Below are 26,644 nucleotides of genomic sequence, written 5' to 3'. Positions count from 1 at the left end.
CCGCGGCAATATTATCCGCATTAATATCCATCCCACCCACCCTCACTTCACCAGGAACCCTACGACCTTCCCCAACTGTCTTAACGCTACCGAGGGGCACCGACAAAAAAGCCCCACACAACCACCACCACACACAACAGGGGAAAACTCCTTTCCCCCATCCCACCGGTGCCCCAGCTTCTCCGCTGGCGCCCCGGCTTCCCTACTGGCGGCCCGGCTACCCCGCTGGCGGCCCTGCTACCCCGCTGGTGGCCCGGCTTCCCTACTGGCGCCGGCTTTCCCGCTGGCGGCCCGGCTACTCCACTGGAGCCCCGGCTTTCCCGCTGGCGGCCCGGCTACTCCGCTGGAGCCCCGGCTTCCCCCCTGGCACCCCGTCGCGGATGCTGCTCCTGCGCCCGGAGCGTCCCGCCCTGACGTCACTGACGCGGATGATGTTTCGGGTCAGCACGGAACCGGCGCTATCTCCGATGATGAGATGCATGCCAATAGGCGCACAGACTCGAGGAAATTAACGTCGGCTCGTTCCCGCTCGGTGTCTCGCTCCAAATCCGCCGTCGTTGGTTCGGCCAAGCCAGAGACGGGTTAGATGGGAGGACGGTCAACTATCCGTGTGCAGAACTGCAGCGCCGCGCAACGACGTGTCCTGCGGTGCAAGCTCTAGACTCACCCATGATGTTCGGCGTGATCGGTCGCGGTACGGAAGACGCAACCCTGCTAACCTCACGACTCCTTGGCCGTGGGGACTGGCTCGACTGCCACCCGGGCGGTCTCCTGTGTCCCTGCATCGCCGTCGTCGGGCTGTGCCCGATTGCGGTCCTGGCGTTTATCCAGCGCGCGGTGAAACAGCTTCAACCCATGGTCCACCAAAAATCCCATCACGATGGCGAAAGCAATCGCAATAGCCACACCCAGCAGGGGATTGTGATGGACCCAGCGGCCGGCAAAGGTGCCAATGGCCACCGAATAGCTTGACCAAGTTACGGCCGCCAGAAAATCCAGCACGAAGAAACGCCGCCATGAGAACTGGGTGGCTCCGGCCGTGTAGTTTACGGCGATGCGGCCCACTGGGATGTAGCGGGCAGTAAAAATGAGTACCGCTCCGCGTTTGTCAAGCTCCTTGCGGGCCCACTCGAAGGACCGGGCGATCCGTGGCCGCCGCATCCACCCAAAGCGGGTGGTGCCCAGCCGGCGGCCCAGCTGGTAGGCAATGTTGTCCCCGATCACAGCTCCAATGGCACCTCCAGCCAGTAAGAGCCAGACATTGGGCGCCCCGTGCAGAGTGGCGGCGGCGGCGAGTCCAACGATTGCTGTTTCGCTGGGCAGAAAGAGGAAGAAGCCGTCAATCAGGCAAAACAGAGTAACCAAAGGGACAATCCACCAGGCAGTGGTGGAATGCGCGATCATTTGGTCTAGCGCGTGTATCCAGTCCACTGCGTGGCCGGCTCCTCTTCAATGGTGGGCGTAAGTCAAGTTTCCCACGGCGGAAGCGTGGGCGCTATCACCCCTCCGGAGTAGATCGCCGGGGGCCCATCCGCCTCTGGTATGAGAGGCGTTAAGCAATCCTGTCCAAGATCAGCCGCTGCGACGGCCGGGATCCCTCGGGCGCGATGACGACGGCGGCTGCCAGCGCCTCTTTGGCCCGGGCAAACCGTTCCGGAGTATCCGTGAGCAGCGTCATCAGTGGCTCCCCGGCCCGCACGAGGGCACCGGGTTTGGCATGCATGCGCACGCCCGCACCCGCCTGGACAAGGTCCTCCTTGCGTGCCCTGCCGGCGCCAAGTCGCCAGGCCGCGATTCCGACAGCCAGCGCGTCCAGACCCACCAGCACTCCATCGGCTGGGGCGTATATGACTTCGGATTCCTTCGCCTCCGGCAGCCTGGCGTCCGGATCCCCGCCCTGCGCGGCAATCATGCGGCGCCATACGTCCATGGCACGTCCGTCGCGCAGCGCTGCGGCGGGGTCCGCGCCGTGCACGCCGGCCGCGGCGAGCATTTCCTCCGCCAACCGGATGGTGAGTTCGACGACGTCGTCCGGACCGCCGCCGGCCAGCACCTCCACGGATTCCTGGACCTCTATCGCGTTCCCGGCCGTCAGGCCCAGAGGGGTCTCCATGTTGGTTAGCAGGGCCACAGTGTTCACGCCGGCATCCTGGCCCAACGCGACCATGGTCCGGGCCAGCTCCCGGGCACTCGCTTCGTCCTTCATAAAGGCGCCGGAGCCCACCTTGACGTCGAGAACCAGCGACCCCGTCCCTTCGGCGATCTTCTTGCTCATGATCGAGGAGGCGATCAGCGGGATGGACTCCACCGTGCCCGTGACGTCGCGCAGTGCGTACAGCTTTTTATCCGCCGGGGCCAGACTCGCACCGGCGGCGCAGATCACGGCGCCGACGTCCGCTAACTGGCGCATCATCTCGGTACTGCTCAACTCGGCCCGCCAACCTGGAATGGACTCGAGCTTGTCCAACGTGCCGCCGGTATGCCCCAGGCCACGGCCGGAGAGCTGCGGTACTGCAACTCCGAAGACTGCCACTAGTGGTGCCAGCGGAAGGGTGATCTTGTCCCCCACTCCGCCGGTGGAATGCTTGTCGCTGGTTGCCATGCCCAAGGCGGAAAAGTCCATCCGCTCACCTGAAGCAATCATGGCCGACGTCCAGTTTGAGATCTCCTCCCGGTTCATGCCGTTGAGCAGGATCGCCATGTTCAACGCGGCCATCTGCTCCTCGGCGATGACACCGCGGGTGTATGCGTCGATGGTCCAGCTGATCTGCTCGGGGCTCAGCGTCCCGTGGTCGCGCTTGGTACGGATAATGTCCACCGCGTCAAAGGACGCAGAGGAGGAGTGCCGTGTTGGGTTATGCCCGGCGGATCCTGTTGGGGTCATGTCGCTCATCCGGCTTCCTGGAGGTGTTGGGGGCTAAAGGCGTCGGGCAACACCTGGTCCATGGTTCGGATGCCGCGTGTGGTCATCAGCAGCATTCCCGGCGCCCGGAATTCGTAAAGCAATTGCCGGCACCGCCCGCATGGCATCAGGACATTCCCTGGTCCGTCCACACAGTAAAAAGCTACCAGCAGTCCGCCGCCACCAAGCTGCAGATTGCCCACCAGTATGCATTCCGCGCAGAGGGTAAGACCATAGCTGGCGTTCTCCACATTGGCGCCGGTCACGATCCGGCCGTCGTCGGTCAGTGCCGCTGCCCCGACCGGGAAGCCGGAGTAGGGTGCGTAGGCGCAGGCGCTGGCCGCCTTGGCCGCCGCCTCCAGCGCCTTCCAGTCCACGGCCGGACCGGACGACGACGGATCGGTCACCGCAGTGCCGGGCACTGCCGGACCGGACGACGACGGATCGGTCACCGCCAGATCGAGCCCTGTCTTGTCAGATTCCGGAGGTTCAGAGAAATTCATGGTCTTATCCCTTGATATATGGTTCGCCGCTGGCGGCTGGTGCGCGGGATTTACCGACAAGTCCGGAGACGGCCAGGATGGTCAGCGCGTACGGCAGCATGGCCAGGAACTGGCCGTCAATGGGAGTGACCGCCAACGACAGGATGCTCTGCAGATTGCCCGCAACACCAAAGAGCAGCGCGGCCAGGAAAGCACCGATGGGATTCCAGCGGCCGAAGATCAGCGCGGCCAGGGCAATGAATCCCAGGCCGCCGGTCATGTCCTTGCTGAAGCTGCTGACCGCCACCAGGGTGAAATAGGCTCCGCCCACACCCGCCACGGCCCCGCCGGCCAGGACGTTGATGAAGCGCGTCCGGTTGACGTTGATGCCCATGGTGTCGGCCGCCTGGGGGTGCTCCCCTACAGCGCGGACCCGCAGCCCCCAGCGGGTGCGGAAAAGGCCGAACCAGATGACTGCCACCAGCACCAGCATCAGGTAACCGATGATGGACTGCCGGAAAAACATCGGTCCCAGCATGGGGATGTCTGACAGCAGCGGGATCGGCAGGTTGGGCAGGTGTGGTGGGTCGTTGTAAACGGTGACGCCCTGGACCTTGATCTTCATGATCTTCTCAAACAGAAAACCTGTCAGCCCCGCGACCAGAACGTTCAGCACGACGCCAACGATGATCTGGTTCACGAGGTACTTGATGCTGAAGGCGGCGAGCAGGACCGAGACCAGGACACCAGCCGCAGCCGCGGCAACCAGGGCCGCGTATGCATTGCCGGTAATGGAGCCGACCAGCGCTGCGGTAAATGCGCCGGCCAGCAACTGCCCTTCAATGGCAATGTTGACCACCCCAGAGCGTTCGCACAGAACCCCGGAGAGGGATCCGAAAACCAGCGGCGTGATGATCAGCATGGCGCCGGTGAAAAGACCCACCAAGGTGATGTTCTGGGACTTCGTTCCGCCAATAATCCACACCAGCAGGCCCAGCACAAAGAGCACCGTAAAGGCGTTGGACACGGACCGGCGGGTCCTGCCCTCCAATTTTGTCTGCAGATAGGACAGTATCGCCAGCGCCACACAACCGGCGGCCGCCAGAATTCCCACCGGTTTGGCGGGCAGGACCAGATCAGGCAACTGCCAGGCGTCTCCGTCCTGGGAGAGCCGGAAGGTGGCCCTGCCATCGGGGCCGAAAATGGCGAAGACCAGGATCGCAAACAGCGCCAGGGCTCCGAAGGTCAGCGGCAGCTTCCAGCTGCGAACCGCCAGTTGGTCCTTGAAGGCGTTGGGCTCGGTCTTGATGACGGTGCTCATGCGCCCGCTCCTCGTGTGGATGGGGTCTTTAGCCGGAACATGGCCCGGATCAGCGGAGGTGCGGCGATGAAGAGCACAATCAGGGACTGGACCACCAGCACAATGTCGATGGAGACATCTGCGTTGACCGCCATCGAGGTCCCGCCGGCTTTGAATGCGCCAAAGAGCAGGGCCGCAAAGAAAGTGCCCCACGGCGTGGAGCGTCCCAACAGCGCCACGGTGATGGCGTCGAACCCGATGCTGCCGGCAACCTCAGAGTCGAGGGACTTTTCGGTGCCGGAAATCTGCGCCACGCCAGCCAGGCCAGCCAGAGCGCCGGAAATGAGCATCACCACGATGTAGCCACGGGAGACGATCATGCCCGCGGTCCGCGCGGCGCTCGGATTGGCGCCGATGGCCCGCAGCTCAAAGCCCAGCGTGGAGCGGTTAAGCAGCCAGGCGATCGCCACCACGGCCACGACGGCGAGGAGGAAGCCGGCGTGAAGGCGGAAATTATCACCCAGCAGGAGTGGAAAAACGGCCGAATCCTTCATGGCGGGGCTGACTGGGTTGGTGCTGCCGGGCGCCTTCAGCTGGTTTTTGAGCAGGTAGAGCACCAGACTCAGGGCAATGTAGTTGAGCATGATGGTCACAATCACCTCATGCGCGCCGGTGCGGGCCTTGAGCACACCGGCAATCCCGCCCCAGATGGCTCCGCCGATGGCGCCGGCGACAATCACCGCGAGCAGGTGGATGACCGGCGGCAGGTCCAGTCCGAATCCGACGGCGCCGGCAAAGGTGGCGCCGAGAATAATCTGGCCCTGGGCGCCGATGTTGAACAGTCCGGCGCGGAACGCGATGGTGACCGCCAGGCCGGCCAGGATCAGCGGCGTCGCGAAGGTGAGCGTTTCGAAGATTCCCAGCTGCCCAAGCCAAGTCCGCGCACCCGGATCGTAGGTGGCGCCGCGCAGCAGTGCGCCGTAGGCTTCGGAGACCGCGGTCCAAGCCGCGGCAAAGGTATTGCCTGGTTCAGCGAAGAAGTATCCCGAGGCGGCCGCCACGCGCTTGTCTGTCACCGCGATCAGCAATCCACCGATCACGAGGGCGACGACGACGGCGAGCACCGACACGAGCGCGCTGCCGCTCATGATCTCCCGGACGATGCGCTTGCCGGTATGGTCGCCGTCGCCACCTGTTGCTGTCGAAGGCAGCCTTCCGGACGTTCCCACCCCGGTAAGCTCCGCCTCCCCCGCGCTGCCGGCGGGAGCGCCGCCGTCGGCCGGACCGTCGCCGGTCAGGCTCCCGGCAGACACCGCCGGTTGATCGGACTCGTTGGCCTCAACGCCCCGCGGGTCCCTCATGAAAGTTCTCCTTCTGCGGTGGTGGCGGAGGCATCCAGCTGTGCCTGCGCCTCTGTGGCGGTCAGCCCGGCCATCATCAGTCCCAATAAGGATCGGGAAGATTTTCCGGGGACAATGCCCATCAGCGCACCGGCGTAGAGGACGGCGATGCGGTCCGCCAGTTCCAGCACCTCGTCCAGCTCGGTGGAGACGATGACGACGGGTGTTCCCTTGTCCCGTTCGGCGATGATTCGCTTATGCAGGAACTCGATCGATCCGACGTCGACGCCGCGGGTTGGCTGTGAGGCAATGAACAGTTTGAGCGGCCGTGACAGCTCCCGGGCCAGCACCACCTTTTGCTGATTCCCGCCGGACAGGGTGCCAACGGGCACCGACGCGGAGGGGGTGCGGACGTCGAATTCGACAACCTTCGCTTCCGCATGCCGGGCAATGGCGGCCCGGTTCAGGGTCGAACCACGGGAAAAGGGAGCTTTTCCATACAAATCCAGGATCAGGTTCTCGGCGATGGAGAAATGCTCCACCAGTCCGTCGATCTGCCGATCCTCGGGAACAAAACCCACGCCGGCATCAAGGACCTGGCGTACATTGCGTCCCACCAATTCACGCCCATCCAGGGTTACAGATCCCTTTACGTGCTTGTGCAGGCCCAGTACGGCCTCCGTCAGCTCGGTCTGACCGTTGCCCTGCACACCGGCGATGGCCAAAATCTCGCCGGTGCCGACGCCGAAGCTGACATCGTCGACCAGGCGGTGCCCGGCGTCGTCCATCACCGTCAGGTTCCGGACCCGGAAGGTCTCCTCGCCCGGAGTGGCATCGGCCTTGTTCAACGCCAGGCTGACGGAACGGCCCACCATCAGTGCCGCCAGCTCCGTGGTGGCCGCCGACGGCAGCGCCGTGCCCACCATTTTTCCGCGCCGGATCACCGTGATCGTGTCCGCAATGGCCTTGATCTCGCGCAGTTTGTGCGTGATGAACACCAGCGAGGTGCCGCTGTCCTTGAGCTGGCGCATGATGGAAATCAGCTCGTCGGTCTCCTGCGGGGTGAGCACGGCGGTGGGCTCGTCCAAGATCAGGATCCGGGCATCCCGGACCAGGGCCTTGATGATCTCCACGCGCTGCTGCACGCCGACGGGCAGGTCCTCGACCACGGCGTCAGGGTCCACGTCGAAGCCATACTTCGCGGAGATGTCCCGGATTTTCTTCCGTGTTTGTTCCAAATCCAACACACCGGCAAATCCCGTGGCTTCCTTGCCCAAGGCGACGTTTTCGGCCACTGTAAAGACCGGCACAAGCATGAAGTGCTGATGCACCATGCCGATCCCGGCCGCCATCGCGTCGGCCGGTCCGGAAAATTTCACGGCCTTGTCATCGATGAGGATTTCTCCGGAGGAGGGCTCGTACAGGCCGTAGAGGACGTTCATCAGGGTGGATTTTCCGGCGCCATTTTCGCCCAGCAGGCCGTGGATCTCACCCGGTTGCACCACCAGGTCAATGTGGTCATTGGCCACCAGGGAGCCAAAGCTCTTGGTAATGCCCTTGAGTTCCAGTTTCAAGGTTCCAACCCGTCTTGGGAAAATTCTGCCGGAAAATGATTGGCCGGAGGTTGTGTCCGGCCGGTGATCCGCCGCAAAAGCGCGCCGCCTCCGCAGCCTGGCTGGGGAGACGGCGCACCAGGAACGGCAGCCTACTTGGTCTTCGGGCTGGCCTTCGACTCGACCTTCAGTGCTCCGGAGATGATGTCCTTCTTGATCGCATCCAGTTCGGACTTGGTGTCCGCGGACACCGCCGAATCCAGATCGTGGAAGGGAGCCAGCGCCACGCCGTCGTTCTCCAGCGTGCCGATGTACGGGGTGGGATCAAACTTGCCCGCCTTGTCATCCTTGACGATGCTTTCCACCGCGTCGCCCATCTTCTTCATGACGGAGGTCAGCAGGATGGACTTGTACGCCGGAGCCGTCAGGTAACCGTCGGAGTCGACCCACACCAGCTTGGCATCCTTGCCCGCCTTGTTCGCGGCGAGAATGGCATCTCCGGCGCCCTGACCCAGCGGCCCAGCAACCGGCATGATCACGTCGGCACCTTCGCCCAACAGGTTATTGGTGGCCTTGGTGCCTTCCTGGATGACATCAAAGGTATTGGCAAACACGCCCTGCTGGGTGGCCTTGTCCCAGCCCAGCAGCTTAACGGACTTGCCCTTTTTCTCATTGAAGTACTTCACGCCATCGGCGAAGCCATCCATGAAGACCGTCACGGTGGGAATGTTGATACCCCCAAATGTGCCGACCTTTCCGGTCTTGGACTGTGCGGCTGCAGCGTATCCCGCGAGGAACGCCGCCTGCGCCGTGTCGTAGACGACGGGCTTGACGTTGGGCAGCGAGATCTCGTTGTCGTCGATGGTGGCGAAGTGGCCCTTCGTGTCCTTCTTCGCAACCGTTTCGGTGGCGTCCTTGAGCAGGAAACCAACGGAGAAGGTCAGGTTGCAGCCGGCGTTGGACATCTGGTTCAGATTCGGCTCGAAGTCCGCCTTGGTGGTGGACTCCGCTTCCTTCATCTTGATGCCCAGATCGGCCACCGTCTTCTTCAGGCCCTCATAGGAGGACTGGTTGAACGACTGGTCGTCGAATCCGCCGGAGTCCGAGACAATGCAGCCAAGGTAGTCGCTGGCACCGGCGCTGTTGGAATCGCCAGCGGCCGCCGCCGACGGCGGCGTGCCGCAACCGCTGAGCAACAGAGCGGTGGCGCTCAAGGCGATGGTGCCGGCCGTGGCACCGCGCTTCGCTGCGGCTAACCGGGAGAGCTTCAGTAGGGGTTTCTTTGGGGCGGGCTTGATCAATGTTCCTCCAGAAAGATGTTGAGCCCCACGGCTGAAGTTTCAATGAGTGTCCGTTGGTAATAGTGCGTAACACCGTACCGAAATTCTGTTGTCACTGATATTTTCGTGGCGCTGCGCCGTGGCGCAATGATGACAATACCCTAGCGTTACACGCTCCCGGTCGAGGGCCATCCGGATGACCGCGCGATCATTGTTGGAAACTTGTTACCAACGGGTAGCCCCGGACCATCCTTCAGTCCAGCGCGACGATCATCTTGCCGGTGTTGGCCCCGCGCAGCATGTCGATGAAGGCCTGCGGCGCACTGGGCAGCGAGTGCACCACGGTTTCATCGGTGTGAACGTCGCCGCTGGCCAGCCACCGCCCCATCCGGGACGCGAATTCCGGGGCCAAATGCTGGTAGCTGCCGACCAAAAAACCTCGCAGCATCAACTGCTTACCAATGGCCAACGCAAGGTTGGACGGTCCGGGGGCCGGAGAGCTGTTGTTGTACTGCGAGATGGCCCCGCAGAGAGCGATCCGACCAAACGGATTCATCTTGGCAATAGCGGCCTCCAAGTGCTCTCCGCCTACATTGTCAAAGTAGACGTCGATGCCGGCGGAGCTCCCCAACGCACTCTTCAATGAGTCGCGGACCGGTCCGTCGTGATAATTGAAAGCAGCGTCAAAGCCCAGTTCAAGCAGCCTCTGCACCTTCGCAGCGGAACCGGCACTGCCGATGACCCGTCCGGCACCAAGGTTCTTGGCCATCTGACCCACCAGCGATCCAACCGCACCTGCTGCTCCGGAGACAAAGACTGTGTCCCCAGGGGTGAAGGCGGCCACCTGCATCAGTCCGGCATAGGCTGTCAGCCCGGTCATGCCGAGCGCGCCGAGATAGGCGGACGCCGGGGCCACCGAAGTGTCCACCGGCTTCGTCGCACCGCCCTCCAGCACGGCATACTCACGCCAGCCGTGGAAATGTACGACGACGTCGCCCACGGCCCGCTCGACGCTGCGGGAGGCAATGACGGTGCCCACGGCGCCGCCCTCCAACGCCTTGTCCAAGGCGAACGGCGCGCTGTAGGACTTCACATCGTCCATCCGTCCCCGCATATAGGGGTCCACCGAGATGGCGGTATTGCGGACCAGCACCTGTCCATCGGCCAAATCCGGCAGTTCAACTCTGGCCAGCCGGAAATTTTCCGGCACGGGCCAACCGTTCGGTCGGGACGCCAGATGGACCTCCAGCCCCGTCCGCGGAAGGCCAGTTTTGCCGTCCAGATCCTCGGCCTCCATGGCAACCGGGTTTGGACCCGCAGGGTCCTGGCCGGCAGAGTTTGGACCCGCGCCGTCCTGGCCGGCAGAGTTTGGACCCGCAGCGTTCATGCCGGCGGCGTTCATGCCGGCACCCCCGCCGGCTCGGAATCCATGGTCGCCGGCACTTCGGAGTCGACAATGCTCAATTGCACACTGATGTTTCCCCGGGTGGCATTTGAATAAGGGCAGACCTGATGGGCGTCGTCGACCAGGGGTCGCGCCGCTTCCCGATCCAATTCGGGAAGGCAGATGTCCATCCGCACACCGATGCCGTATGCACCACCACCGCTGGGCCCGAAATCGACCTTGGCACGCACCCAGGATCCGCCCGCATCGACGTGCCGTCGCCGCGCCACCAGCCGGAGGGCCGAGTGGAAGCATGCAGCGTAGCCAGCGGCGAAGAGTTGCTCGGGATTGGTGCCCTCGCCGGTGCCGCCCAGTTCAGGCGGTGAAGCCAGCCCAACATCCAACGCGCCGTCGGAACTGCGGGCATGTCCGTCCCGGCCGTCCCCAGTAGCCACTGCCTCGGCTGTGTACAAAATCTTCATATTGATCCTTTAGTTGCTGCGGGTGGGAGCCCGGGAAAGGTGCCTTAGTTCTTCAGTTGCTGCGGGTGGGAGCCAAGCAGAGGTACCTTCGCTGCTTCGTGCAGCGCCTCGGTGAGTTTGCCCAACGTGTCCTGTAGCTGATCCAGCTCCGGGAGGGAAAGCCCTGACGCATCGGCCAACCGCTGCGGAATCTCCGCGGCCCGCCGTTGGAGGGCGGCGCCGTCGGCCGTCAGGTGAATCTCCACCCGCCGTTCATCACCGGCGGACCGCCTGCGCCTCAGCAGACCGGCGGCCTCGAGCCGCTTCAGTAACGGGGACAGCGTACCGGAATCCAACTCCAGCGCCTCCCCCAGTTCGCGCACCGTGGCTTGGTCCCGTTCCCAGAGCAGCAGCAGGACCAAATACTGCGGATAAGTCAGGCCCAGGCGCTCAAGCATCGGCCTGTACACGGCTGTGGCAGCCCGCGACGCCGAATATAAGGCAAAGCAAACTTGACGCTTGAGCATGTCCCGTTCGGTCATTGCCCCACCATAGCGCCCAACTAGATTGTGCACAACTTATTATATGTTGCGTCCCGGTACGAAGCGCGCCGAGTCGGATCAAGGTGCGTGAAAGCGCGATCCAAGTCGGATCAGAGGAGGTCGCGGATGGATCGGAGCGCCGCCGCTGCCAGGACCTTGATGCCATTGGCGAGCGCTCCCTCATCGACTATGTAGTCGCCGCGGTGCAGGTCATAGACTTCACCGCCGGGCACATGCGTTCCCAATCGCATCATGGCGCCCGGAAGGTCCTGCAGGAACCAGGCAAAGTCCTCCCCGCCCATGGACTGCGGGGTCAGCACCACGGCGTCCTCGCCCAGCTCAGAGCGGGCAGCGGCTTCAATCAGGGCCGTCTCGTGCTCCGAGTTCACCACCGGGGGCACGCCGCGGATGTGTTCCAGGGCCACCTCGACGCCATAGGGTGCGGCCACCTGCTGCACTACGTCATCGAGCAGCCTGCCGGCCGAATGCCAGGCGTCGCGGTCAAGGCAGCGCATGGTTCCGAACAGCAGTCCGTTGGCGGGGATGGCGTTCGGCGCGGAACCGGCATTGATCTGTCCCCATACCACCGAGACGCCGCTTCGAACATCCACGCGGCGGGACAGCACGGCGGGAACGTTGATGGCTATCTGGGCAAGTGCGAACACCATGTCCTCGGTCAGGTGCGGGCGGGAGGTGTGGCCGCCGCGGCCGGTGAGCTCAATCTTGATGGTGTCCGAGGCGCTGGTGATTGCACCAATGCGCGTGCCGATATTGCCGACGGCGATCCTGGGATCGCAATGCAGCGCAAGAATCCGGGGCACACCGTCCAAGGCGCCCTGGGCGATCGCATCCAGCGCCCCGCCCGGCATCGTCTCCTCGGCCGGTTGGAAGATGATGCGAATGGTGGCACCCAGCGGCCGGTGCGAATGCATGGCCGCCAGCACCAGCGCGATTCCGAGCATGCAGGTGGTATGCACGTCGTGTCCGCAGGCGTGTGTCACGCCGTGGTTTTTCGAGGCGAAGGGCAGGGACGTTTCTTCCATAATCGGCAGAGCGTCTATGTCTCCGCGCAACGCTGTGGCAATCGGTCCGGAGCCGACGTCGACCACCAGACCAGTGTTCTTGAGCCGGCGCGGCTTCAACCCGGCGGCAGTCAGGGCCTCGACAAGCTTCTCGGTGGTGCGGTATTCCTGCCGGGAAAGTTCGGGATGGGCATGTAAGTCGCGCCGGAACAGCAGCAATTCCGCCAATATCGGTTCCAGCCACGGGCCGATCAGCAACGTCGGTTCAGTCTCGGAGGAGTAGTTGCGCACACAGAAACTCTAGCCACTGGGGAAAGGAATCCCGGCATTGGGGGCGGCTCGTTACCCCTGCTGCCCTTGGCGTTGCACTCGCCGCCTTTGGCATTGTCCCAGCCGCTGCGGATGTTGCTGCCGCAGGCTTAGAGCACGTCAGTATCGCCGCTGGCCTTGAGCCGGTCCACGGCACTCTTCACCCGCTGTGCATGCTCCGTGGTCGTGACAAGCAGCGCATCAGGGGTATCGACGATGACGACGTCCTTGATCCCGATCAACGCGATCACCCGTTTGGTGTCGGTGACCACCACTCCGGAGGCGGAGTCGGTGAAGACGCGCGCGCCCTCGCCGACGACTGTGACGTCGTCGACCTCATTGGCGCTGTTCAGCCGGCCGATCGCGGCGAAATCCCCCACGTCGTCCCAGCTGAAAGTTCCCGGAATGACCGCCACATCGCCCGCGTCAGCAGCGGGCTCGGCCACCGCATAGTCGATGGCAATTTTTGGCAGCGTCGGCCAGATCCGGGCCGTGACCTCCTGCCGGGCTGGTGTGTCCCACGCCTGGGCAATTTCGGTCAGGCCCGCGAACAGCTCCGGCTCATTGGCGGAAAGGTGCTTGAGCATCAGGGCCACCGGCGCCACGAACATTCCGGCGTTCCAGTTGTAGTCACCGCTGGCCAGGTACGCAAGGGCAACCTCTTCGCTGGGCTTCTCCACGAACTCGACGACGGCATGGGCACTGGGCGCGCCGGCGATGGCGAGCGGGGCACCGGTGCGGACATAGCCAAAGCCGGTGGAGGGGTGGGTGGGCTTAATCCCGATCGTGACAATCTTTCCCGTCGCCGCGGTGAAGATCGCTTCACGCACAGCGTCCCGGAATGCAGTGTCCGGGCTGATGACATGATCTGCGGCAAACGATCCCATGATGATGTCCGGGTCCCGCTGGTAGAGAATGGCTGCCGCGAGACCAATGGCTGCCGCCGAATCCTTCGGTTCGCTCTCCAAAATCAGATCCGCGTCAGCGACCTCCGGCAGCTGCCGGCCGACCGCCTGGCTGTGCGCCTGCCCGGTTACGACCAGTATCCGCTCGCCGGAAAGCGGCCGGAGCCGGTCATACGTGGCGCGCAGCAGCGTGCTGCCTGACCCGGTCAGGTCATGCAGGAACTTGGGCGCGGCGGCCCGCGACAGCGGCCAGAGCCTGGTTCCGACACCCCCGGCCGGAATGACCGCGTAGAAGCGGGCCAGGGTTCGGGCGGAGTCGACGGAAGGCTCCGCCAGCACGTCCGGTTGCGAGTCAGTATTCATCACCCCCAACTGTAACGGACCCGGGTGGGACACCATCGGCAGCGCACATGGTGTCCGTGACGGCCACCACGTGCGCTGTGACAAGGCCCATAGGGCAAGGAACGCCTAATTTGAATAAGCTTTCAGCTGAGCCTAGATTTAGGCTTGAGCTACGAGTGCTCTCGCTGTGAGCGTAATCCCCGCGTGGAACACGCTAGCGCCACGGCGATGCAGGGGAGGTTTAATCAGTGCCGACAAAACCAGCTGGCACTCTGTACCGCGGCCGTGAAGGCATGTGGTCCTGGGTGGGACACCGAGTTACCGGTGTAGTGATTTTCTTTTTCCTGTTGGTACACGTCCTTGACACCTCGCTGGTGCGGGTGTCTCCGGAGGCGTACACCTCCGTGATCGGTGCTTATAAGAACCCGATCATGGGACTTGGCGAGGCCGGTCTCGTCGCCGCCATAGTCTTTCACGCCTTTAATGGCCTGCGCATCATTCTGGTGGATTTCTGGAAGAGCGGCCCCAAGTACCAGCGGCAGCTCCTGTGGGGCGTCCTGGGCCTGTGGGTCATCACCATGGTTCCATTCCTGATCCGCCACCTCTCCATCGTCTTTTCAGCAATCCCCGGGGGGCACTGATCATGGCAACACCGACAATTTCGGCTCCGCGCAGCGGCGGCATCAATTACAACCGCAACAAACGTTCCGGCTCCAGCTTTGAAATGATCGCCTGGCTGTTCATGCGCCTTTCCGGCGTGGTGCTGGTGGTGCTGATCTTCGGTCACCTGTTCGTGAACTTGATGGCCGGTGATGGGATCCATGCCATTGACTTCGGTTTCGTGGCCGGTAAGTGGGCCAGCCCGTTCTGGCAGGTCTGGGACCTGCTGATGCTCTGGCTCGCCATGCTGCATGGCACGAACGGTGTCCGGACCATCATCAACGACTATGCGGAGCGCAATGCCACCCGGATGACCCTGAAAACGGTGCTTTACATCGCCACCGTCGTCATCGTGGTCCTGGGAACCTTGGTCATTTTCACCTTCGACCCCTGCCCGGCCGGCGCCGTCACCGACCTGCCGTCGTTCTGCCCGGCCAAGTAACCCGCTGATGGCCATTCGGCGCCCCCGGTTTCCGGCGGGCCGAAGGAGCCACAACGGGGGCCGCGGCACAGCGGTCCGGGCATTCCAGTCCAGACATTTTATTAGAGCTTTAACCGCAGTTTGAGAGAAAGAGCATCCAGTATGCAGGTCCATAAATTCGACGTCGTCATCGTCGGAGCCGGTGGCGCCGGCATGCGTGCCGCCATCGAGTCCGGCCAGCGCGCACGAACCGCTGTACTGACCAAGCTCTACCCCACCCGTTCGCACACGGGCGCCGCGCAGGGCGGCATGTGCGCAGCCCTCGCCAACGTCGAGGAAGACAACTGGGAATGGCACACCTTTGACACCGTCAAGGGTGGAGATTACCTGGTGGACCAGGACGCTGCGGAGGTCATGGCCAAGGAAGCCATCGACGCGGTGCTAGACTTGGAAAAGATGGGCCTGCCGTTCAACCGCACACCCGAGGGCCGCATTGACCAGCGGCGATTTGGTGGCCACACCCGCGACCATGGTAAGGCTCCTGTGCGTCGCGCCTGCTATGCCGCGGACCGCACCGGCCACATGATTCTGCAGACGCTGTACCAAAACTGCGTCCGTCACAACGTTGAGTTCTACAACGAGTACTACGTTCTTGATCTGCTGACCGTGGACGAAGAAGTCACGGTGGATGGCGTCACGACGATCCAGAAGAAGGTGGCCGGCGTCGTCTCCTACGACCTTGCCTCCGGTGAACTGCACGTTTTCCAAGCCAAATCGATCATCTTCGCGACCGGTGGAGCAGGCAAGGTTTTCAAGACCACCTCCAACGCACACACCTTGACCGGCGACGGCATGGGCATCGCCTTCCGGCGTGGCATTCCGCTGGAGGACATGGAGTTTTTCCAGTTCCATCCGACAGGCCTGGCCGGGCTGGGTATCCTGCTCTCCGAGGCCGCCCGCGGCGAGGGCGCGATTCTGCGCAACTCAGAGGGCGAGCGTTTCATGGAGCGCTACGCCCCGACGATTAAGGACCTCGCCCCGCGCGATATTGTGGCACGGTCAATGGCCAATGAGGTGCGCGAGGGGCGCGGCTGCGGGCCGAACAAGGACTATGTGCTGTTGGACCTGACGCACCTGGAACCGGCGCACATTGATGCCAAGCTGCCGGACATCACCGAATTTGCCAGAACTTACCTCGGTGTCGAGCCCTACACGGAGCCAGTCCCCGTCTTCCCGACGGCGCATTATGCCATGGGCGGCATCCCCACCAACATCACCGCTCAGGTGCTGGCGGACAATGACACGGTGATTCCGGGTCTGTATGCCGCCGGTGAAGTAGCCTGCGTTTCGGTGCACGGTTCCAACCGGCTCGGCACCAATTCGCTGCTCGACATCAACGTCTTCGGCAAGCGCGCCGGAATCGCTGCGGCCGAGTACGCACTGACGGCCGACTTCGTTGACCTCCCCGAGGACCCGGAAGCTTACACAAACGAGCTGCTGAACCATGTGCGGACCTCCGACGGCGGTGAAAAGGTGGCTGCCATCCGCAAGGAACTGCAGGACACCATGGACGCCAATATGCAGGTGTTCCGCACGGCTGATTCGCTCAATACCGTACTCGCTGACATTGCCGGATTCGAAGATCGTTACCAGCGCATCACGGTCCAAGACAAGGGCAAACGGTTCAACCTGGATCTGCTCGAAGCCGTGGAACTGGGCTTCCTGCTGGAACTGGCCAAAGTCATGACGGTTGCGGCGCTGCACCGCAAGGAGTCGCGCGGCGGGCACTTCCGCGAGGACTTCCCGGAGCGCGACGACGAAAACTTCATGAAGCACTCAATGGCTTACAAGGACTCGAATGTGAGTCAGGCCGGCTCCGCCGAGCACGTGGCCGGCATCCGGCTGGGGACCAAGCCAGTAATTTTTACGCGCTATGAGCCAATGGTGAGGAAGTACTGAGATGACAGCTGAACTAGCCGAACCGGCATCCAAGGTCGAGCTTCCAGCGTCCGTTGGTGGCGGCGAGATCCCCACATTCAACGTCACTTTGCGCGTGCGCCGCTACAACCCGGAGGTCTCCCCGGAGCCCGTGTGGGAAGACTTTGAGCTCACCATGTACGGCACCGACCGGGTTCTTGATGCGCTGCACAAGATTAAATGGGAGCACGACGGCTCGCTGTCCTTCCGTCGCTCCTGCGCCCACGGGGTCTGCGGCTCCGATGCCATGCGCATCAACGGACGCAACCGTCTTGCCTGCAAAACGCTGCTCAAAGACCTCGACACCAAGAAACCGATCCTGGTCGAGCCGATCAAGGGCCTTCCGGTGGAAAAAGACCTCATCGTCGATATGGAGCCGTTCTTCCAGTCCTACCGGGAAATCATGCCCTTCCTGATCAACAAGGGCCACGAGCCGACCCGGGAGCGGCTGCAGTCCGCGGAAGAGCGTGCGCGCTTTGACGATACGACGAAGTGCATTCTGTGTGCCGCCTGCACCTCATCGTGCCCGGTTTTCTGGACAGACGGCCAATACTTCGGTCCGGCCGCCATTGTTAATGCGCACCGGTTTATATTCGATTCCCGGGACGATGCCGGCGACATGCGGCTGGAGATCCTCAACGATAAGGAAGGTGTCTGGCGATGCCGGACCACCTTCAACTGCACCGAAGCGTGCCCGCGCGGCATCCAGGTCACGCAAGCCATTGCCGAGGTCAAACAGGCCATCCTGACCCGGCGCGTCTAGCGTTCCGTGCGCCTGTAGTCCGGGAAGCGGCCAGCCTCTCTCCTTGTCGGGCTGGCCGCCCAGCCGGAGGCCAGCTTGGTCGTGCCGTGAAGGGACTTCGCGTCCCGTCTGACCATTGACTGAATACGCTGCCCGGAGGACAATCCTAACTATGTTAGAAATTCCTAACAGAGATAGGAAGCGCGACCGGCGTACATCCGTCCGCGTGGAAATTCTGGATGCGGCTTGGTCCTTGGCGCGCGAACAGGGCCTACCCGGATTTACCCTCCGCGAGGTCGCCCGTCTGGTGGGGATGCAAGCGCCCTCCCTCTACACCCACTTCGATTCACGCAACGCCATCATTGATGCAATGTTCGGGCAGGCGTGGCAAGAGTGCGGTCAGGCGATGAAGGAAGTCATTCCCGAAAAGCCCCTTCCCGCCAGGGGATGGCTTCGGCTCGTTGCCCACAGCTATTTCGATTTCTGCACCTCGGACCCTGTCCGCAACCAACTGATGAACCAACGTTCCGTGCCGGGCTTCGTCCCTACAGCCGAGTCGTATGCACACTCCGTGGCCGTACTGGACACGTTATCCACGGAACTGGCTGGCTATTCGGTGACCCGCCAGGAAGACATCGATCTGTACACCGCGCTCATCGGCGGTCTGGTCGACGCACAACTGGCCAATGGTCCCGGCGGTGACCGCTGGCGCAGGCTCGTGGACCGGACCGTTGAGATGTATGCCGACAATTTGGGTCTCTGAGTTTACGAAGGAGCAAGCCATGAGCATAGGCATCAGTACCTTGGGAACGCGGACAGCGCCGTGGACGCCGGCCATGGAGCGAACTGCGGCCATGCGTCTCGCGGGAGAAGAGTACCGGCGGGTGGCTTCCGCCGTCGGAGCTCTGGAGAAGAACCAGTGGGTGCTGGCAACCGACTGCGCCGACTGGACGGTCCGGGAGTTGGTGGCGCACATCGCGGGCATGGCCGCAATGGTATGCACCCCGTGGGAAAGCAGCCGACAGGTCAAAGCCGCGAGCCGCATGGTGGACGCCTCCGGTGGGCTGTTCATCGACGCACTGACCGGCTTGCAGGTCTCCGAACGGTCCGCCGCAGGACCACAGGAGCTTGTTCAGCAGGTACGGCGCATTGGTCCAAAGGCCACGCGCGGACGCCGGCTGATGCCGGCTTTCCTGCGTCACCGGTTAATGCAGCCGGCACAGGTCGTGGGAGAGGTGGAGGAATGGTGGACCCTGGGATTCTTGGTTGACACCATTCTGACCAGGGACCCTTGGATGCATAGGATTGATCTGGCCCGCGCTACAAGTACTGACCTGCAGCTGACGCCCGGACATGACGGTGCCATCGTCGATGACGTGGTGCGGGAGTGGGCTGCCCGGCACGGCCAACCATACCGACTAACGCTCACCGGCCCTGCCGGCGGAAGTTGGTCCCGGACCGGATCCGGGAAGGGGAACGGGAACGCCGGTGGCGTCCCCGCCGGGAACTCTAATGTGCACGCCACTCCTCCCAACCAGGTCTTGGACACAGTCGACTTGAACGTGCACCCCATTCCTCCCAACCTGGTCTTGGACGCCGTCGACTTTTGCCGGATCCTCTCCGGCCGTGCCGAAGGAGAAGAGCTCCTAAGGGTGAAGGTCCCTTTCTAGTCCGCGCCCAGTAGGGCTGGCGCCCTCGCCACTCCCCCGTCCCACCTACCCGGATCGAGTGAGCATTTGGTGTTCGATCCAGCCCTGTATCGAACAGGAGTTACTCATTCGATGCGGGTTTAGGCCCTGGTGGAGCCGTTGCCAGATGGCGGGCTTGGTTTGTAGGCTGGGGCCATGCAGGGCAGCCGTAACCCATAGCTTGCGCATCAAGCACCAGGAGGCAGCAATGAGCAGCACGAATGAACCCGCCGGGGCACGCCGGGACGACTCCGGGGCACGCCGGGAGGACACCGACACCTCACGGATCCATCGGGCCGAGCACCGCGGAGCCGCGCGGGAAGCGGACGCCGACCGGGAGGCTGCCGGCCGGGAAATGCGAAGCCGCGAAAAGGAAAGCTACGGCGGGGTGAAGGTCGGCTCCGCGTTCTTCGGCTGGCTGACAGCCACCGGCATGGCCGTGCTGCTCACGGCACTGGTAGCGGCAGCGGGCACCGCCGTGGGCGTGGCGACGAACACCAACGCGACTAAGGCACTGAACCAGGTGTCGGCGGACCCCCAGACCGTAGGGGTCGCGGGATCCATCATTTTGTTGGTCATCCTGTTTGTGGCGTACTACTGCGGCGGCTATGTGGCCGGGCGCATGGCCCGATTTAATGGGATTCGACAGGGCGTCATGGTGTGGATCTGGGCCATTATCATTGCGGTCCTGGTCGCCATTCTCGCCGCCATCGCGGGCAGTAAATTCAATATCCTGGCGAACCTGAACAGCTTTCCCCGCATTCCCATAAACGAAGGCACCGTGACCACTGCGGGCATCATCGCCGTCGTCGTCGTGGCGGCAGCCAGCCTGCTCGGCGCCATACTGGGCGGCCTGGCTGGAATGCACTTCCACCGCAAGGTTGACAGGGCTGGACTGACGACCGCAACCGGGAGCGACGCTGATGCAGGCAACGGGCGGTAGCCGCAGGGCACATTAGGCGCCAATGGCCGCTGGTCCCTCCGCAAACCCGTCGGTGCAACCCAGCCAGTATCGTGCGCCTTGGCTGATACTGGGCTGTCCGCCAGGGAGCTCAATGACCCCTGATGGTCCGGGCTCTGCCCGCCTTCCCCTGCAGGTTTTCGCCGGCTGTGGCGTCCGCCTCAGCGATCGCGGCCCAAGCGCCGGCGAGCAGATACACCTGGCTTACAAAGTTGAACCAGATCAGCAATCCAATTACTACGGCAAAGGGTGCCAGCAGTGGATTGGCCCCGGCTTTGCCAAGCAGCATACCGCTCAGCAGTTGAAGCACTGCCGAGCTGATGCCAGCCAGCAGCGTCGAGATCAAAAAGATGCGCCGCCGCAGCTTCAATCCGGCGCCGAGCCGAAATATGACGGCGGTGGTAATCCACGCCAGGATTACAGCCGTGACAAAGCCCAGCAGATAGACGAGAGTACCGGCGAAGGATTTGTCCAGTCCGAGGGTGGACGCGACGGCGTCCAGGGCGGAGCTAAAAACCAGGGTCACTGCCGAGGTCAGCACGAGGGCCACGCCGAGCAGCAGCAGAGTGCCGGCGTCCTTGAGCTTGTTCAACAGCGCATTGCCTGGCACTGGACCCACAACCATCACACCGCGCAGACCATCCCGCAGGGATTGGATCCATCTCAGCGAGGTGAAAATGGTGACGACGGCGGCCACTATGGCGGCCCAGCCCAGTCCGGTGGGGTTGAGCAGGGTCTGCGGATCAACCAAGCCGGTGCCGCCGTCGACCTTCAACAGCCCGGGAGCGCTGGTTGAAACGCTGGCAATAATGGCATCCAGCAGTTCCTTGTTCCCGCTCAATACCAGCCCCGCCACGGAGAAGCCCGTGGTGAGCAGACCGGTAATCGAGAAGAACATATTGAAGCCGATACCGGCGGACAGCAGTGCACCGTGCTGCAGGCTGTAGAGCTTCAGGACGCGCATCGGCCGGATCGCACTGAGCGCGGCTATCCGGAGCGCGAGCCAAGCCAGCAGCACACCAACGGTTCCCGCGTGGCTGCGTTTGGCCCGGCCAAGCGCCTCACGTTTCCGAATCACTTCAAGGGCGAGCTTGGCCCTTTCGGTTGGTTTGGCCGGGACCGTTGCCGGCTGTTGCACTTTCACGCTTCCCGCCAAAGCTGAACTCTTCCTGTAGTTTCCACACACCGGAACTGCTGTGTTCGTATAGTCCCATACTGCGCACCGGGAAGCTGGCCCTGAAGTTGCGCAGTGTTTCCTGCGCTTCGTCCAGGTTCTCGTCGCTGACACCGTGCGCCACCGTAATGTGCGGGTGGTAGGGAAACGGCAGGATCCGCTGCAGCGGCCCCAGCTGAAGGTCCGCATGCAGGCTGACGCAATTCTCGAATCCCTGGCGCACCTTCAGATACACCACGGGACTGATCGGTCGGAAGGAACTTGTTCCCTCAATCATGACGGTGAAAGGCCGTTGCCGCGCCGCAATCCTGCGAACATGACTCGCGGTCGCCTGCCAGTCGCCAACCGGGGTGGTGGTCACCAACGTGATATGCGCCGGAATGACCTCCGCCCCGGTATCGCCGAAGGACAGCCGCCAGCGCAGCAGATCCGAAGCCAACGGTTCCGGCAGGGCAATGACCACGCCGGCGAAGTCCGAGGGCGTGTCCGCCACTTCGCCCATCGTGCACCCACCGGTGAGCACAGTCCCGGTGCCAGCATTGCCGGAGACGGGAGCGCGGCGGTCGGCGGGCTGGTGCATCGTCTCAGCGGCCGCCGCTCAACGGCAGGAAACCTATCCTGTCGTACACGCTTGCCAGCGTTACGGAGGCAATATCACGCGCCCGCCCGGCACCGCGTGCCAGCAGCCGGTCCAGTTCGGCCGGGTCGGACATCAATTCATTGGTCCGCGCCCGCAACGGGGTCAGGAATTCCACCATTAGCTCGGCCAGATCCGTTTTCAGATGTCCATACATCTTGCCCTGGTACGCCTCTTCCAGATCGGCGATGGTGCGGTTCGTCAGCGTGGCATAGATGGTGAGCAGATTGGAGATTCCGGGCTTGGCCTCCGCGTCGAAACGGATCTCAGTTCCGTCGTCGGTGACGGCGGACTTAATCCGTTTCGCCGCCGTCTTCGGGTCCTCCAGGAGCTGGATGGCGCCGTTCGGCGACTCCCCCGTCTTGGACATTTTCGCGGCGGGATTCTGCAGGTCGTAAATCTTGGCAGTGGATTTGAGGATGGTGGCCTGCGGAACCTTAAAGGTCTCGCCGAAACGGGAGTTGAAACGCTGGGCCAGGGTCCGGGTCAGCTCCAGATGTTGCCGCTGGTCTTCCCCGACCGGGACCAGATCCGCCTGGTAGAGCAGAATGTCGGCCGCCATCAGCGATGGGTAGGCAAAAAGCCCCAGCGTGGCCGCATCCGAGCCGGCTTTGGCAGTCTTGTCCTTGAACTGCGTCATTCGAGCCGCTTCACCATAGCCCGTGATGCAGTTCAATGCCCATGCCAGCTGGGCATGCTCAGGCACGTGTGACTGCACAAAGAAGATGGACTTGTCCGGATCGATCCCCGCGGCAATGTATTGCGCAGCCACGATCCGGGTGCGTTTGGCCAGCTCCACGGGATCAAAGTCGACGGTGATGGCGTGCAGGTCCGGTATGAAGAAAACCGGATCGTACTCCGACTGCATGTCCACCCATTGCCGGACGGCGCCAATGTAATTCCCAAGGTGCAGCGAATCGGCGGTGGGCTTGGCCCCGGACAGTATCCGCTGGCGTGTGGAAGTCATGGAATCAATACTCTCGAATTCTTCGTCTAAGGAGTTTGAGCGCCGGCCGCCGAAGCGGCGGCCAGATGATAGTCGACCACCAGCGGCGCGTGGTCGGAAAAGCGCGTCTCCCACGATGGCGCGCGGTCGACGACGGCGCTGGCCGCTCCCGCTGCCAGCTCCGGGGTGGCGAGGTGGTAATCAATGCGCCAGCCGGTGTCATTGTCAAAAGCCTTTCCACGCCAGGACCACCAGGTGTAGGGACCTTCCACGTCGCCGGCCAGGGTGCGGTGCACGTCCCGCCAGCCAATGTCGGTACCGAAAAACCTGTCGAAATATGCCCGCTCATCGGGCAGGAATCCGGCGCGCTTGACGTTGCCTTTCCAGTTCCTGATGTCGAGTTCCGTGTGGCCGACGTTCAGGTCTCCCACCACGAGCGAATGGTCGCTGTCGCGGCGCATTTCGCGCAGCCGCTTGGCCATCAGCTCCAGGAAGCGATACTTGTCCGCTTGCTTGGGTGTTTCCGCCTCGCCGGAATGCACATATGCGCTGGCCACCGTCAGTTTTTGACTGGAACCACCCGGGTCGGTGATTTCGAAATCTGCCTCGACCCAGCGTCCAGCAGTGGCAAAATAGTCGTCCCCGATACCCACCCGCGTGGCCACCGGCTCAACGCGGCCCCGACGGGAGGCTATGGCTACTCCGGCGCGGCCCTTCGCCGCCGCTTCGGCATGGTGCACATGCCACTCGTCGCCAAGATACTCCTGGACCACGGAGTCAGGAGCCCTGACCTCCTGCAGGCACAGAATGTCCACCCCCCGCGGGGCGAGCCAAGCGGCCATACCGCGCTTATACGCCGCCCGCAAACCATTGACGTTAACCGTTGCGATCCGCAGCGGGTTAGCCGGGGCACCCGCGTCCCCGGTTCCGGTGATGTCCGCGGTCCCGGGGCGTCTGATCCCGGTGGCGTCCCCGGTCCCGGTGGTGTCCGCGGTGCTTGTCGTGTTCGTCGCCATACTCACCCGCTCCACTTTACCGGTTTACCCGCCAACGCCAGGAAGGGAGGTAACCTCCCGAACCGATCTCAGTCAATAACTACGCCGCGGACCGGCTCGCCGTCGTCGCCCGCAGGATTGTTCGTGCGGCTGGATCCGGTTCCGGCGGCCGCTGGGGTCACCTGAACGCCGATCATGCCGCGGCCATTGTGTGCAGTGATTCGGATGGTCTCCAAGGCGCGATCCACCTTGTCCCGGTCGATGGCCGCTGCGCCATGTCCAAGGCCATCCTCGAGCACGCCTGCCTGGACCTGAATGATCTTGAAACTGTGGTCCAGCTTCAGGTCCCGGACGTTTCCCGAATCGTCATTCAACAGCCTGGTGCCGGCGCCACTTTCCGGCGCACCGGAGCCTTGGCGCGCCGACCCAGCGGCGGCGAGGTGCGCCTGAGCCGTCCGGACCTGGTCCGCACCGAACTTGGCCGCCTTATACACGCCGATGTACACGAAGGTGGCCAGCACCAGCCAACCAAAGGCGACGACCACTATCACCCAGCCCAGCACGTCATTGTGATTTGCCGCCAAAACCAACGCCAGCAGGAAAACGGCGGCCAGCACGATGGGCCCTGCCGCGGCCCACTTACCGGGACGCCGGGTCTTGTCGCTGTCCTTACTGAAAGGGCCCGTACCGAGAGTAGACATAGTCCCATTGTCTCAAAGAGTCGCCCGACCGGACGGCCCTTCCACCGAAGGCGAAACGCAGAGCAGGGCGAGCCAGCAGGCCGACAGCGCAGAACCGGGCGAGCCGAAAGGCCGACGGCGCTGGGGTGTGACAGCCCTCAGCGCAGGAACAGTCTCCGCAACCGCCCGGTGGTCAGCACCGGGCCCAGCATCACCATGACAAGGTAGTAGCCGATATGTCCCAGTGTGGCCAGCGAGAACACGCCCACACTCAGTTCACGCAACAGCTCGACTCCGTGCCAGAGCGGCATCACCTGGATTACCCACTGGATGGGTTCCGGGTACACCGTCAAGGGATAGAACGTTGCCGAGAACAGGAACATAGGCAGCATCACGAAGTTAATCCAGTCCATTTGCTGGAACGTCTTCATAAAGCTGGTGATGCCCATCCCGAAGCTGGCGAACCCGAAGGCAATGAAAACCGAAGCCGGGATCATCAGCAGGCCCCACGGGCTGGTTATCAGTCCCATCAGGGCCATCACTGCGGTGAAACCTGTTGCATACAGCAGTCCGCGGAGCAGGGCCAGGAAGATCTCTCCAAGCGCCACGTCCAGAGGCCCGAGGGAGGTGTACAACATGCCCTGGTACAGTTTCGCGAAGTTCATTTTGAAGAACACGTTCCAGGTGGAGTCATAGACGGCGCCGTTCATCGCCGAGGTGGCCAGCAGCGCCGGTGCTATGTACGCCGCGTAGCTCAGCGGACGGCCGTCCGGACCGGCCACCGAGCCCACCAGCGCCCCGAGCCCGATGCCCATCGAAAGCAGGTAGAGCACTGGTTCGAAGAATCCGCTGACCATCACCAGCCAATTGGTGCTCTTCGTGGCCAGCAGCCCGCGGCTGATCACGGCCCGGATGTTGCCCGAGTACAGCGCTCCCAACGGTCGCCCGTCTGCGGTGAGCTCCGTCGTCGTCGTGCGCGATACGGTGCTCACTTGCCCAACCTCCGAACAAAAATACGCCTGGACAAAAGCCAGCCCGCCACGGCCGCCGCAAGCATATACAGCACGTGCACCACGGTGAGCCAGGCCGGCTCTGCGTAACCATAGCTGAGCACGCGGCCCAGCTCGGTGGCATGCCACAACGGCGACAGCCAGCCGATCCACTGCAGGAACAGCGGGAGCGCGGTCAGCGGGAAAAACGTTCCAGAGAACAGGAACAGGGGCGTGACGATGAATCGCTGCACGATCGCGAATTGGCCGGCGTCGGTCTGGATTGTGGCAACGTAGGCCATCAGCGGCAGGCCGAATGACAGCGCACAGAGCGTGGCGGTGAAAATAGTCAACCAAGCCCACGGGCCGCCCGCGGCGCCGAAGAGCAACACAATGCCGAAGTAGATGGCGGTGGGAGCAAGAATCCGCAGTGTCACGCCGATGATGTGGCCGTTGGCGATCTGCCCGGGCTCCAGCGGGGAGGCGTGGGGGCCGTAGAACGTCCGGCGCCACTTGAAACCGGACATGATCGGGAACATGAATTCCCCGGTTGCGGACATCAGCGCACCGCTTGCCACCAGCGCGGGGGCCAGGAAGGTCAGATAACCGACCCCGCCAAACTGGGCTGAGCCGTTGGTGTTCACCAGCGATGCCAAGCCGACCCCCATCGCAAACAGATAGGCCAGCGGCTGTCCCACGCTGTACATCAGCAGGCTCAGCGCATATCCGCGCATCACCCGGAGCGTGTGCTCGGCGAAATACCACGAGCCGTAGCGGCGGGCGCGCACGGCGGAGACTTCGGGTGGGTGCGGGACCTTGAGGCTGCTGTGCCACTGGAACTCGGCATGCTCCGTACCGGCGTGCCCGGCGCCGAGGTGTTCGACACCGGCGTGCTCGACGGAGCCACCACCGTCCTGCTCCGCGCCCGGGGACGCGCTGCCGACGGAGCCAC

Annotated in this window: 26 protein-coding genes; 7 read left to right on the top strand and 19 right to left on the bottom strand. The window is 63.2% G+C overall.

The window, feature by feature from the left end:
* Window positions 1–720: 720 nt before the first annotated feature.
* From IV498_RS07785 to IV498_RS07730, 12 genes are all read right to left on the bottom strand, one after another.
* The gene (locus IV498_RS07785) at window positions 721–1,365 is read right to left on the bottom strand and encodes a DedA family protein (RefSeq protein ID WP_269045987.1); all 645 of its coding nucleotides are present in this window, start codon (window positions 1,363–1,365) and stop codon (window positions 721–723) included.
* A gap of 187 nt (window positions 1,366–1,552) precedes the next feature.
* Entirely contained in the window at window positions 1,553–2,884 is a 1,332-nt protein-coding gene (locus tag IV498_RS07780; RefSeq protein WP_269045998.1) for a thymidine phosphorylase, read from the bottom strand.
* Window positions 2,885–2,889: 5 nt separating this feature from the next.
* Complete coding sequence (locus IV498_RS07775) at window positions 2,890–3,354, bottom strand: cytidine deaminase (protein WP_442951317.1); 465 nt, start codon at window positions 3,352–3,354, stop codon at window positions 2,890–2,892.
* 55 nt (window positions 3,355–3,409) lie between these two features.
* Window positions 3,410–4,705, bottom strand: a complete 1,296-nt coding sequence (locus tag IV498_RS07770) for an ABC transporter permease (protein WP_269045986.1) — start codon at window positions 4,703–4,705, stop codon at window positions 3,410–3,412.
* Window positions 4,702–6,045, bottom strand: coding sequence for an ABC transporter permease (locus IV498_RS07765; protein ID WP_442951315.1), 1,344 nt, complete (start codon window positions 6,043–6,045; stop codon window positions 4,702–4,704). The genes IV498_RS07770 and IV498_RS07765 overlap by 4 nt, the downstream gene beginning before the upstream one ends.
* Entirely contained in the window at window positions 6,042–7,598 is a 1,557-nt protein-coding gene (locus tag IV498_RS07760; RefSeq protein ID WP_269045985.1) for an ABC transporter ATP-binding protein, read from the bottom strand. The genes IV498_RS07765 and IV498_RS07760 overlap by 4 nt, the downstream gene beginning before the upstream one ends.
* A gap of 131 nt (window positions 7,599–7,729) precedes the next feature.
* Window positions 7,730–8,848, bottom strand: coding sequence for a BMP family lipoprotein (locus tag IV498_RS07755; RefSeq protein WP_442951316.1), 1,119 nt, complete (start codon window positions 8,846–8,848; stop codon window positions 7,730–7,732).
* Between the two features lie 262 nt (window positions 8,849–9,110).
* Window positions 9,111–10,154, bottom strand: a complete 1,044-nt coding sequence (locus tag IV498_RS07750; RefSeq protein WP_269045995.1) for an NADP-dependent oxidoreductase — start codon at window positions 10,152–10,154, stop codon at window positions 9,111–9,113.
* A gap of 101 nt (window positions 10,155–10,255) precedes the next feature.
* Window positions 10,256–10,723: an organic hydroperoxide resistance protein gene (locus IV498_RS07745; protein WP_269045983.1), complete on the bottom strand. Its 468-nt coding sequence runs from the start codon at window positions 10,721–10,723 to the stop codon at window positions 10,256–10,258.
* A gap of 44 nt (window positions 10,724–10,767) precedes the next feature.
* Window positions 10,768–11,244: a MarR family winged helix-turn-helix transcriptional regulator gene (locus IV498_RS07740; RefSeq protein WP_269045982.1), complete on the bottom strand. Its 477-nt coding sequence runs from the start codon at window positions 11,242–11,244 to the stop codon at window positions 10,768–10,770.
* Between the two features lie 110 nt (window positions 11,245–11,354).
* The gene (locus tag IV498_RS07735; protein WP_269045981.1) at window positions 11,355–12,557 is read right to left on the bottom strand and encodes an amidohydrolase; all 1,203 of its coding nucleotides are present in this window, start codon (window positions 12,555–12,557) and stop codon (window positions 11,355–11,357) included.
* 128 nt (window positions 12,558–12,685) lie between these two features.
* Window positions 12,686–13,843: a mannose-1-phosphate guanylyltransferase gene (locus IV498_RS07730; RefSeq protein ID WP_269045980.1), complete on the bottom strand. Its 1,158-nt coding sequence runs from the start codon at window positions 13,841–13,843 to the stop codon at window positions 12,686–12,688.
* Window positions 13,844–14,070: 227 nt separating this feature from the next.
* On the opposite strand from IV498_RS07730, the gene sdhC reads away from it, so the two are divergent.
* The 7 genes from sdhC to IV498_RS07695 all read left to right on the top strand — a co-directional run bounded on the left by sdhC (window position 14,071) and on the right by IV498_RS07695 (window position 20,253).
* A complete protein-coding gene (sdhC, locus tag IV498_RS07725; RefSeq protein WP_269045979.1) occupies window positions 14,071–14,463 on the top strand; it encodes a succinate dehydrogenase, cytochrome b556 subunit in 393 nt (130 codons plus the stop codon).
* A gap of 2 nt (window positions 14,464–14,465) precedes the next feature.
* A complete protein-coding gene (locus tag IV498_RS07720; protein WP_269045978.1) occupies window positions 14,466–14,924 on the top strand; it encodes a succinate dehydrogenase hydrophobic membrane anchor subunit in 459 nt (152 codons plus the stop codon).
* A 141-nt stretch (window positions 14,925–15,065) separates the two neighbouring features.
* On the top strand, window positions 15,066–16,862 hold the full coding sequence (gene sdhA, locus IV498_RS07715) for a succinate dehydrogenase flavoprotein subunit (RefSeq protein WP_269045977.1): 1,797 nt from the start codon (window positions 15,066–15,068) through the stop codon (window positions 16,860–16,862).
* A gap of 1 nt (window position 16,863) precedes the next feature.
* A complete protein-coding gene (locus IV498_RS07710) occupies window positions 16,864–17,643 on the top strand; it encodes a succinate dehydrogenase iron-sulfur subunit (protein ID WP_269045976.1) in 780 nt (259 codons plus the stop codon).
* Window positions 17,644–17,794: 151 nt separating this feature from the next.
* Entirely contained in the window at window positions 17,795–18,385 is a 591-nt protein-coding gene (locus IV498_RS07705; protein WP_269045975.1) for a TetR/AcrR family transcriptional regulator, read from the top strand.
* A gap of 19 nt (window positions 18,386–18,404) precedes the next feature.
* Window positions 18,405–19,292, top strand: a complete 888-nt coding sequence (locus tag IV498_RS07700; RefSeq protein ID WP_269045974.1) for a maleylpyruvate isomerase family mycothiol-dependent enzyme — start codon at window positions 18,405–18,407, stop codon at window positions 19,290–19,292.
* 226 nt (window positions 19,293–19,518) lie between these two features.
* Window positions 19,519–20,253, top strand: coding sequence for a hypothetical protein (locus tag IV498_RS07695; protein WP_269045973.1), 735 nt, complete (start codon window positions 19,519–19,521; stop codon window positions 20,251–20,253).
* A 109-nt stretch (window positions 20,254–20,362) separates the two neighbouring features.
* On the opposite strand, the gene IV498_RS07690 is transcribed toward IV498_RS07695, so the two are convergent.
* From IV498_RS07690 to IV498_RS07660, 7 genes are all read right to left on the bottom strand, one after another.
* Entirely contained in the window at window positions 20,363–21,415 is a 1,053-nt protein-coding gene (locus tag IV498_RS07690) for a YihY/virulence factor BrkB family protein (RefSeq protein ID WP_269045972.1), read from the bottom strand.
* Entirely contained in the window at window positions 21,351–22,025 is a 675-nt protein-coding gene (locus IV498_RS07685) for a 2'-5' RNA ligase family protein (protein ID WP_330059291.1), read from the bottom strand. The genes IV498_RS07690 and IV498_RS07685 overlap by 65 nt, the downstream gene beginning before the upstream one ends.
* A 4-nt stretch (window positions 22,026–22,029) precedes the next feature.
* A complete protein-coding gene (gene trpS / locus IV498_RS07680) occupies window positions 22,030–23,049 on the bottom strand; it encodes a tryptophan--tRNA ligase (RefSeq protein ID WP_269045971.1) in 1,020 nt (339 codons plus the stop codon).
* Window positions 23,050–23,075: 26 nt separating this feature from the next.
* The gene (locus IV498_RS07675) at window positions 23,076–24,050 is read right to left on the bottom strand and encodes an exodeoxyribonuclease III (protein ID WP_269045970.1); all 975 of its coding nucleotides are present in this window, start codon (window positions 24,048–24,050) and stop codon (window positions 23,076–23,078) included.
* 62 nt (window positions 24,051–24,112) lie between these two features.
* Window positions 24,113–24,724: a hypothetical protein gene (locus IV498_RS07670; protein WP_269045969.1), complete on the bottom strand. Its 612-nt coding sequence runs from the start codon at window positions 24,722–24,724 to the stop codon at window positions 24,113–24,115.
* A 137-nt stretch (window positions 24,725–24,861) separates the two neighbouring features.
* Complete coding sequence (locus IV498_RS07665; RefSeq protein ID WP_442951314.1) at window positions 24,862–25,695, bottom strand: ABC transporter permease; 834 nt, start codon at window positions 25,693–25,695, stop codon at window positions 24,862–24,864.
* Window positions 25,692–26,480 (bottom strand): ABC transporter permease, encoded by a 789-nt coding sequence (locus tag IV498_RS07660; protein WP_269045992.1) that lies wholly within the window; start codon window positions 26,478–26,480, stop codon window positions 25,692–25,694. Before IV498_RS07660 ends, IV498_RS07665 begins: the two co-directional genes overlap by 4 nt.
* Between the last annotated feature and the right edge of the window lie 164 nt (window positions 26,481–26,644).

Origin of the sequence: Paenarthrobacter sp. Z7-10, from assembly GCF_026932795.1 — a bacterium.
GTDB lineage: Bacteria > Actinomycetota > Actinomycetes > Actinomycetales > Micrococcaceae > Arthrobacter_M.
This window is presented reverse-complemented; position numbering and strand designations above follow the sequence as displayed.

Coding starts and splice junctions, on each gene's coding strand:
- IV498_RS07705 (WP_269045975.1), top strand. CDS start 17,795: ATGTTAGAAATTCCTAACAGAGATAGGAAGCGCGACCGGCGTACATCC.
- IV498_RS07730 (WP_269045980.1), bottom strand. CDS start 13,843: ATGAATACTGACTCGCAACCGGACGTGCTGGCGGAGCCTTCCGTCGAC.
- IV498_RS07720 (WP_269045978.1), top strand. CDS start 14,466: ATGGCAACACCGACAATTTCGGCTCCGCGCAGCGGCGGCATCAATTAC.
- trpS (WP_269045971.1), bottom strand. CDS start 23,049: ATGACTTCCACACGCCAGCGGATACTGTCCGGGGCCAAGCCCACCGCC.
- IV498_RS07750 (WP_269045995.1), bottom strand. CDS start 10,154: ATGGAGGCCGAGGATCTGGACGGCAAAACTGGCCTTCCGCGGACGGGG.
- IV498_RS07700 (WP_269045974.1), top strand. CDS start 18,405: ATGAGCATAGGCATCAGTACCTTGGGAACGCGGACAGCGCCGTGGACG.
- IV498_RS07770 (WP_269045986.1), bottom strand. CDS start 4,705: ATGAGCACCGTCATCAAGACCGAGCCCAACGCCTTCAAGGACCAACTG.
- IV498_RS07765 (WP_442951315.1), bottom strand. CDS start 6,045: ATGAGGGACCCGCGGGGCGTTGAGGCCAACGAGTCCGATCAACCGGCG.
- IV498_RS07780 (WP_269045998.1), bottom strand. CDS start 2,884: ATGACCCCAACAGGATCCGCCGGGCATAACCCAACACGGCACTCCTCC.
- IV498_RS07710 (WP_269045976.1), top strand. CDS start 16,864: ATGACAGCTGAACTAGCCGAACCGGCATCCAAGGTCGAGCTTCCAGCG.
- IV498_RS07695 (WP_269045973.1), top strand. CDS start 19,519: ATGAGCAGCACGAATGAACCCGCCGGGGCACGCCGGGACGACTCCGGG.
- IV498_RS07685 (WP_330059291.1), bottom strand. CDS start 22,025: ATGCACCAGCCCGCCGACCGCCGCGCTCCCGTCTCCGGCAATGCTGGC.
- IV498_RS07745 (WP_269045983.1), bottom strand. CDS start 10,723: ATGAAGATTTTGTACACAGCCGAGGCAGTGGCTACTGGGGACGGCCGG.
- IV498_RS07670 (WP_269045969.1), bottom strand. CDS start 24,724: ATGTCTACTCTCGGTACGGGCCCTTTCAGTAAGGACAGCGACAAGACC.
- IV498_RS07740 (WP_269045982.1), bottom strand. CDS start 11,244: ATGACCGAACGGGACATGCTCAAGCGTCAAGTTTGCTTTGCCTTATAT.
- sdhA (WP_269045977.1), top strand. CDS start 15,066: ATGCAGGTCCATAAATTCGACGTCGTCATCGTCGGAGCCGGTGGCGCC.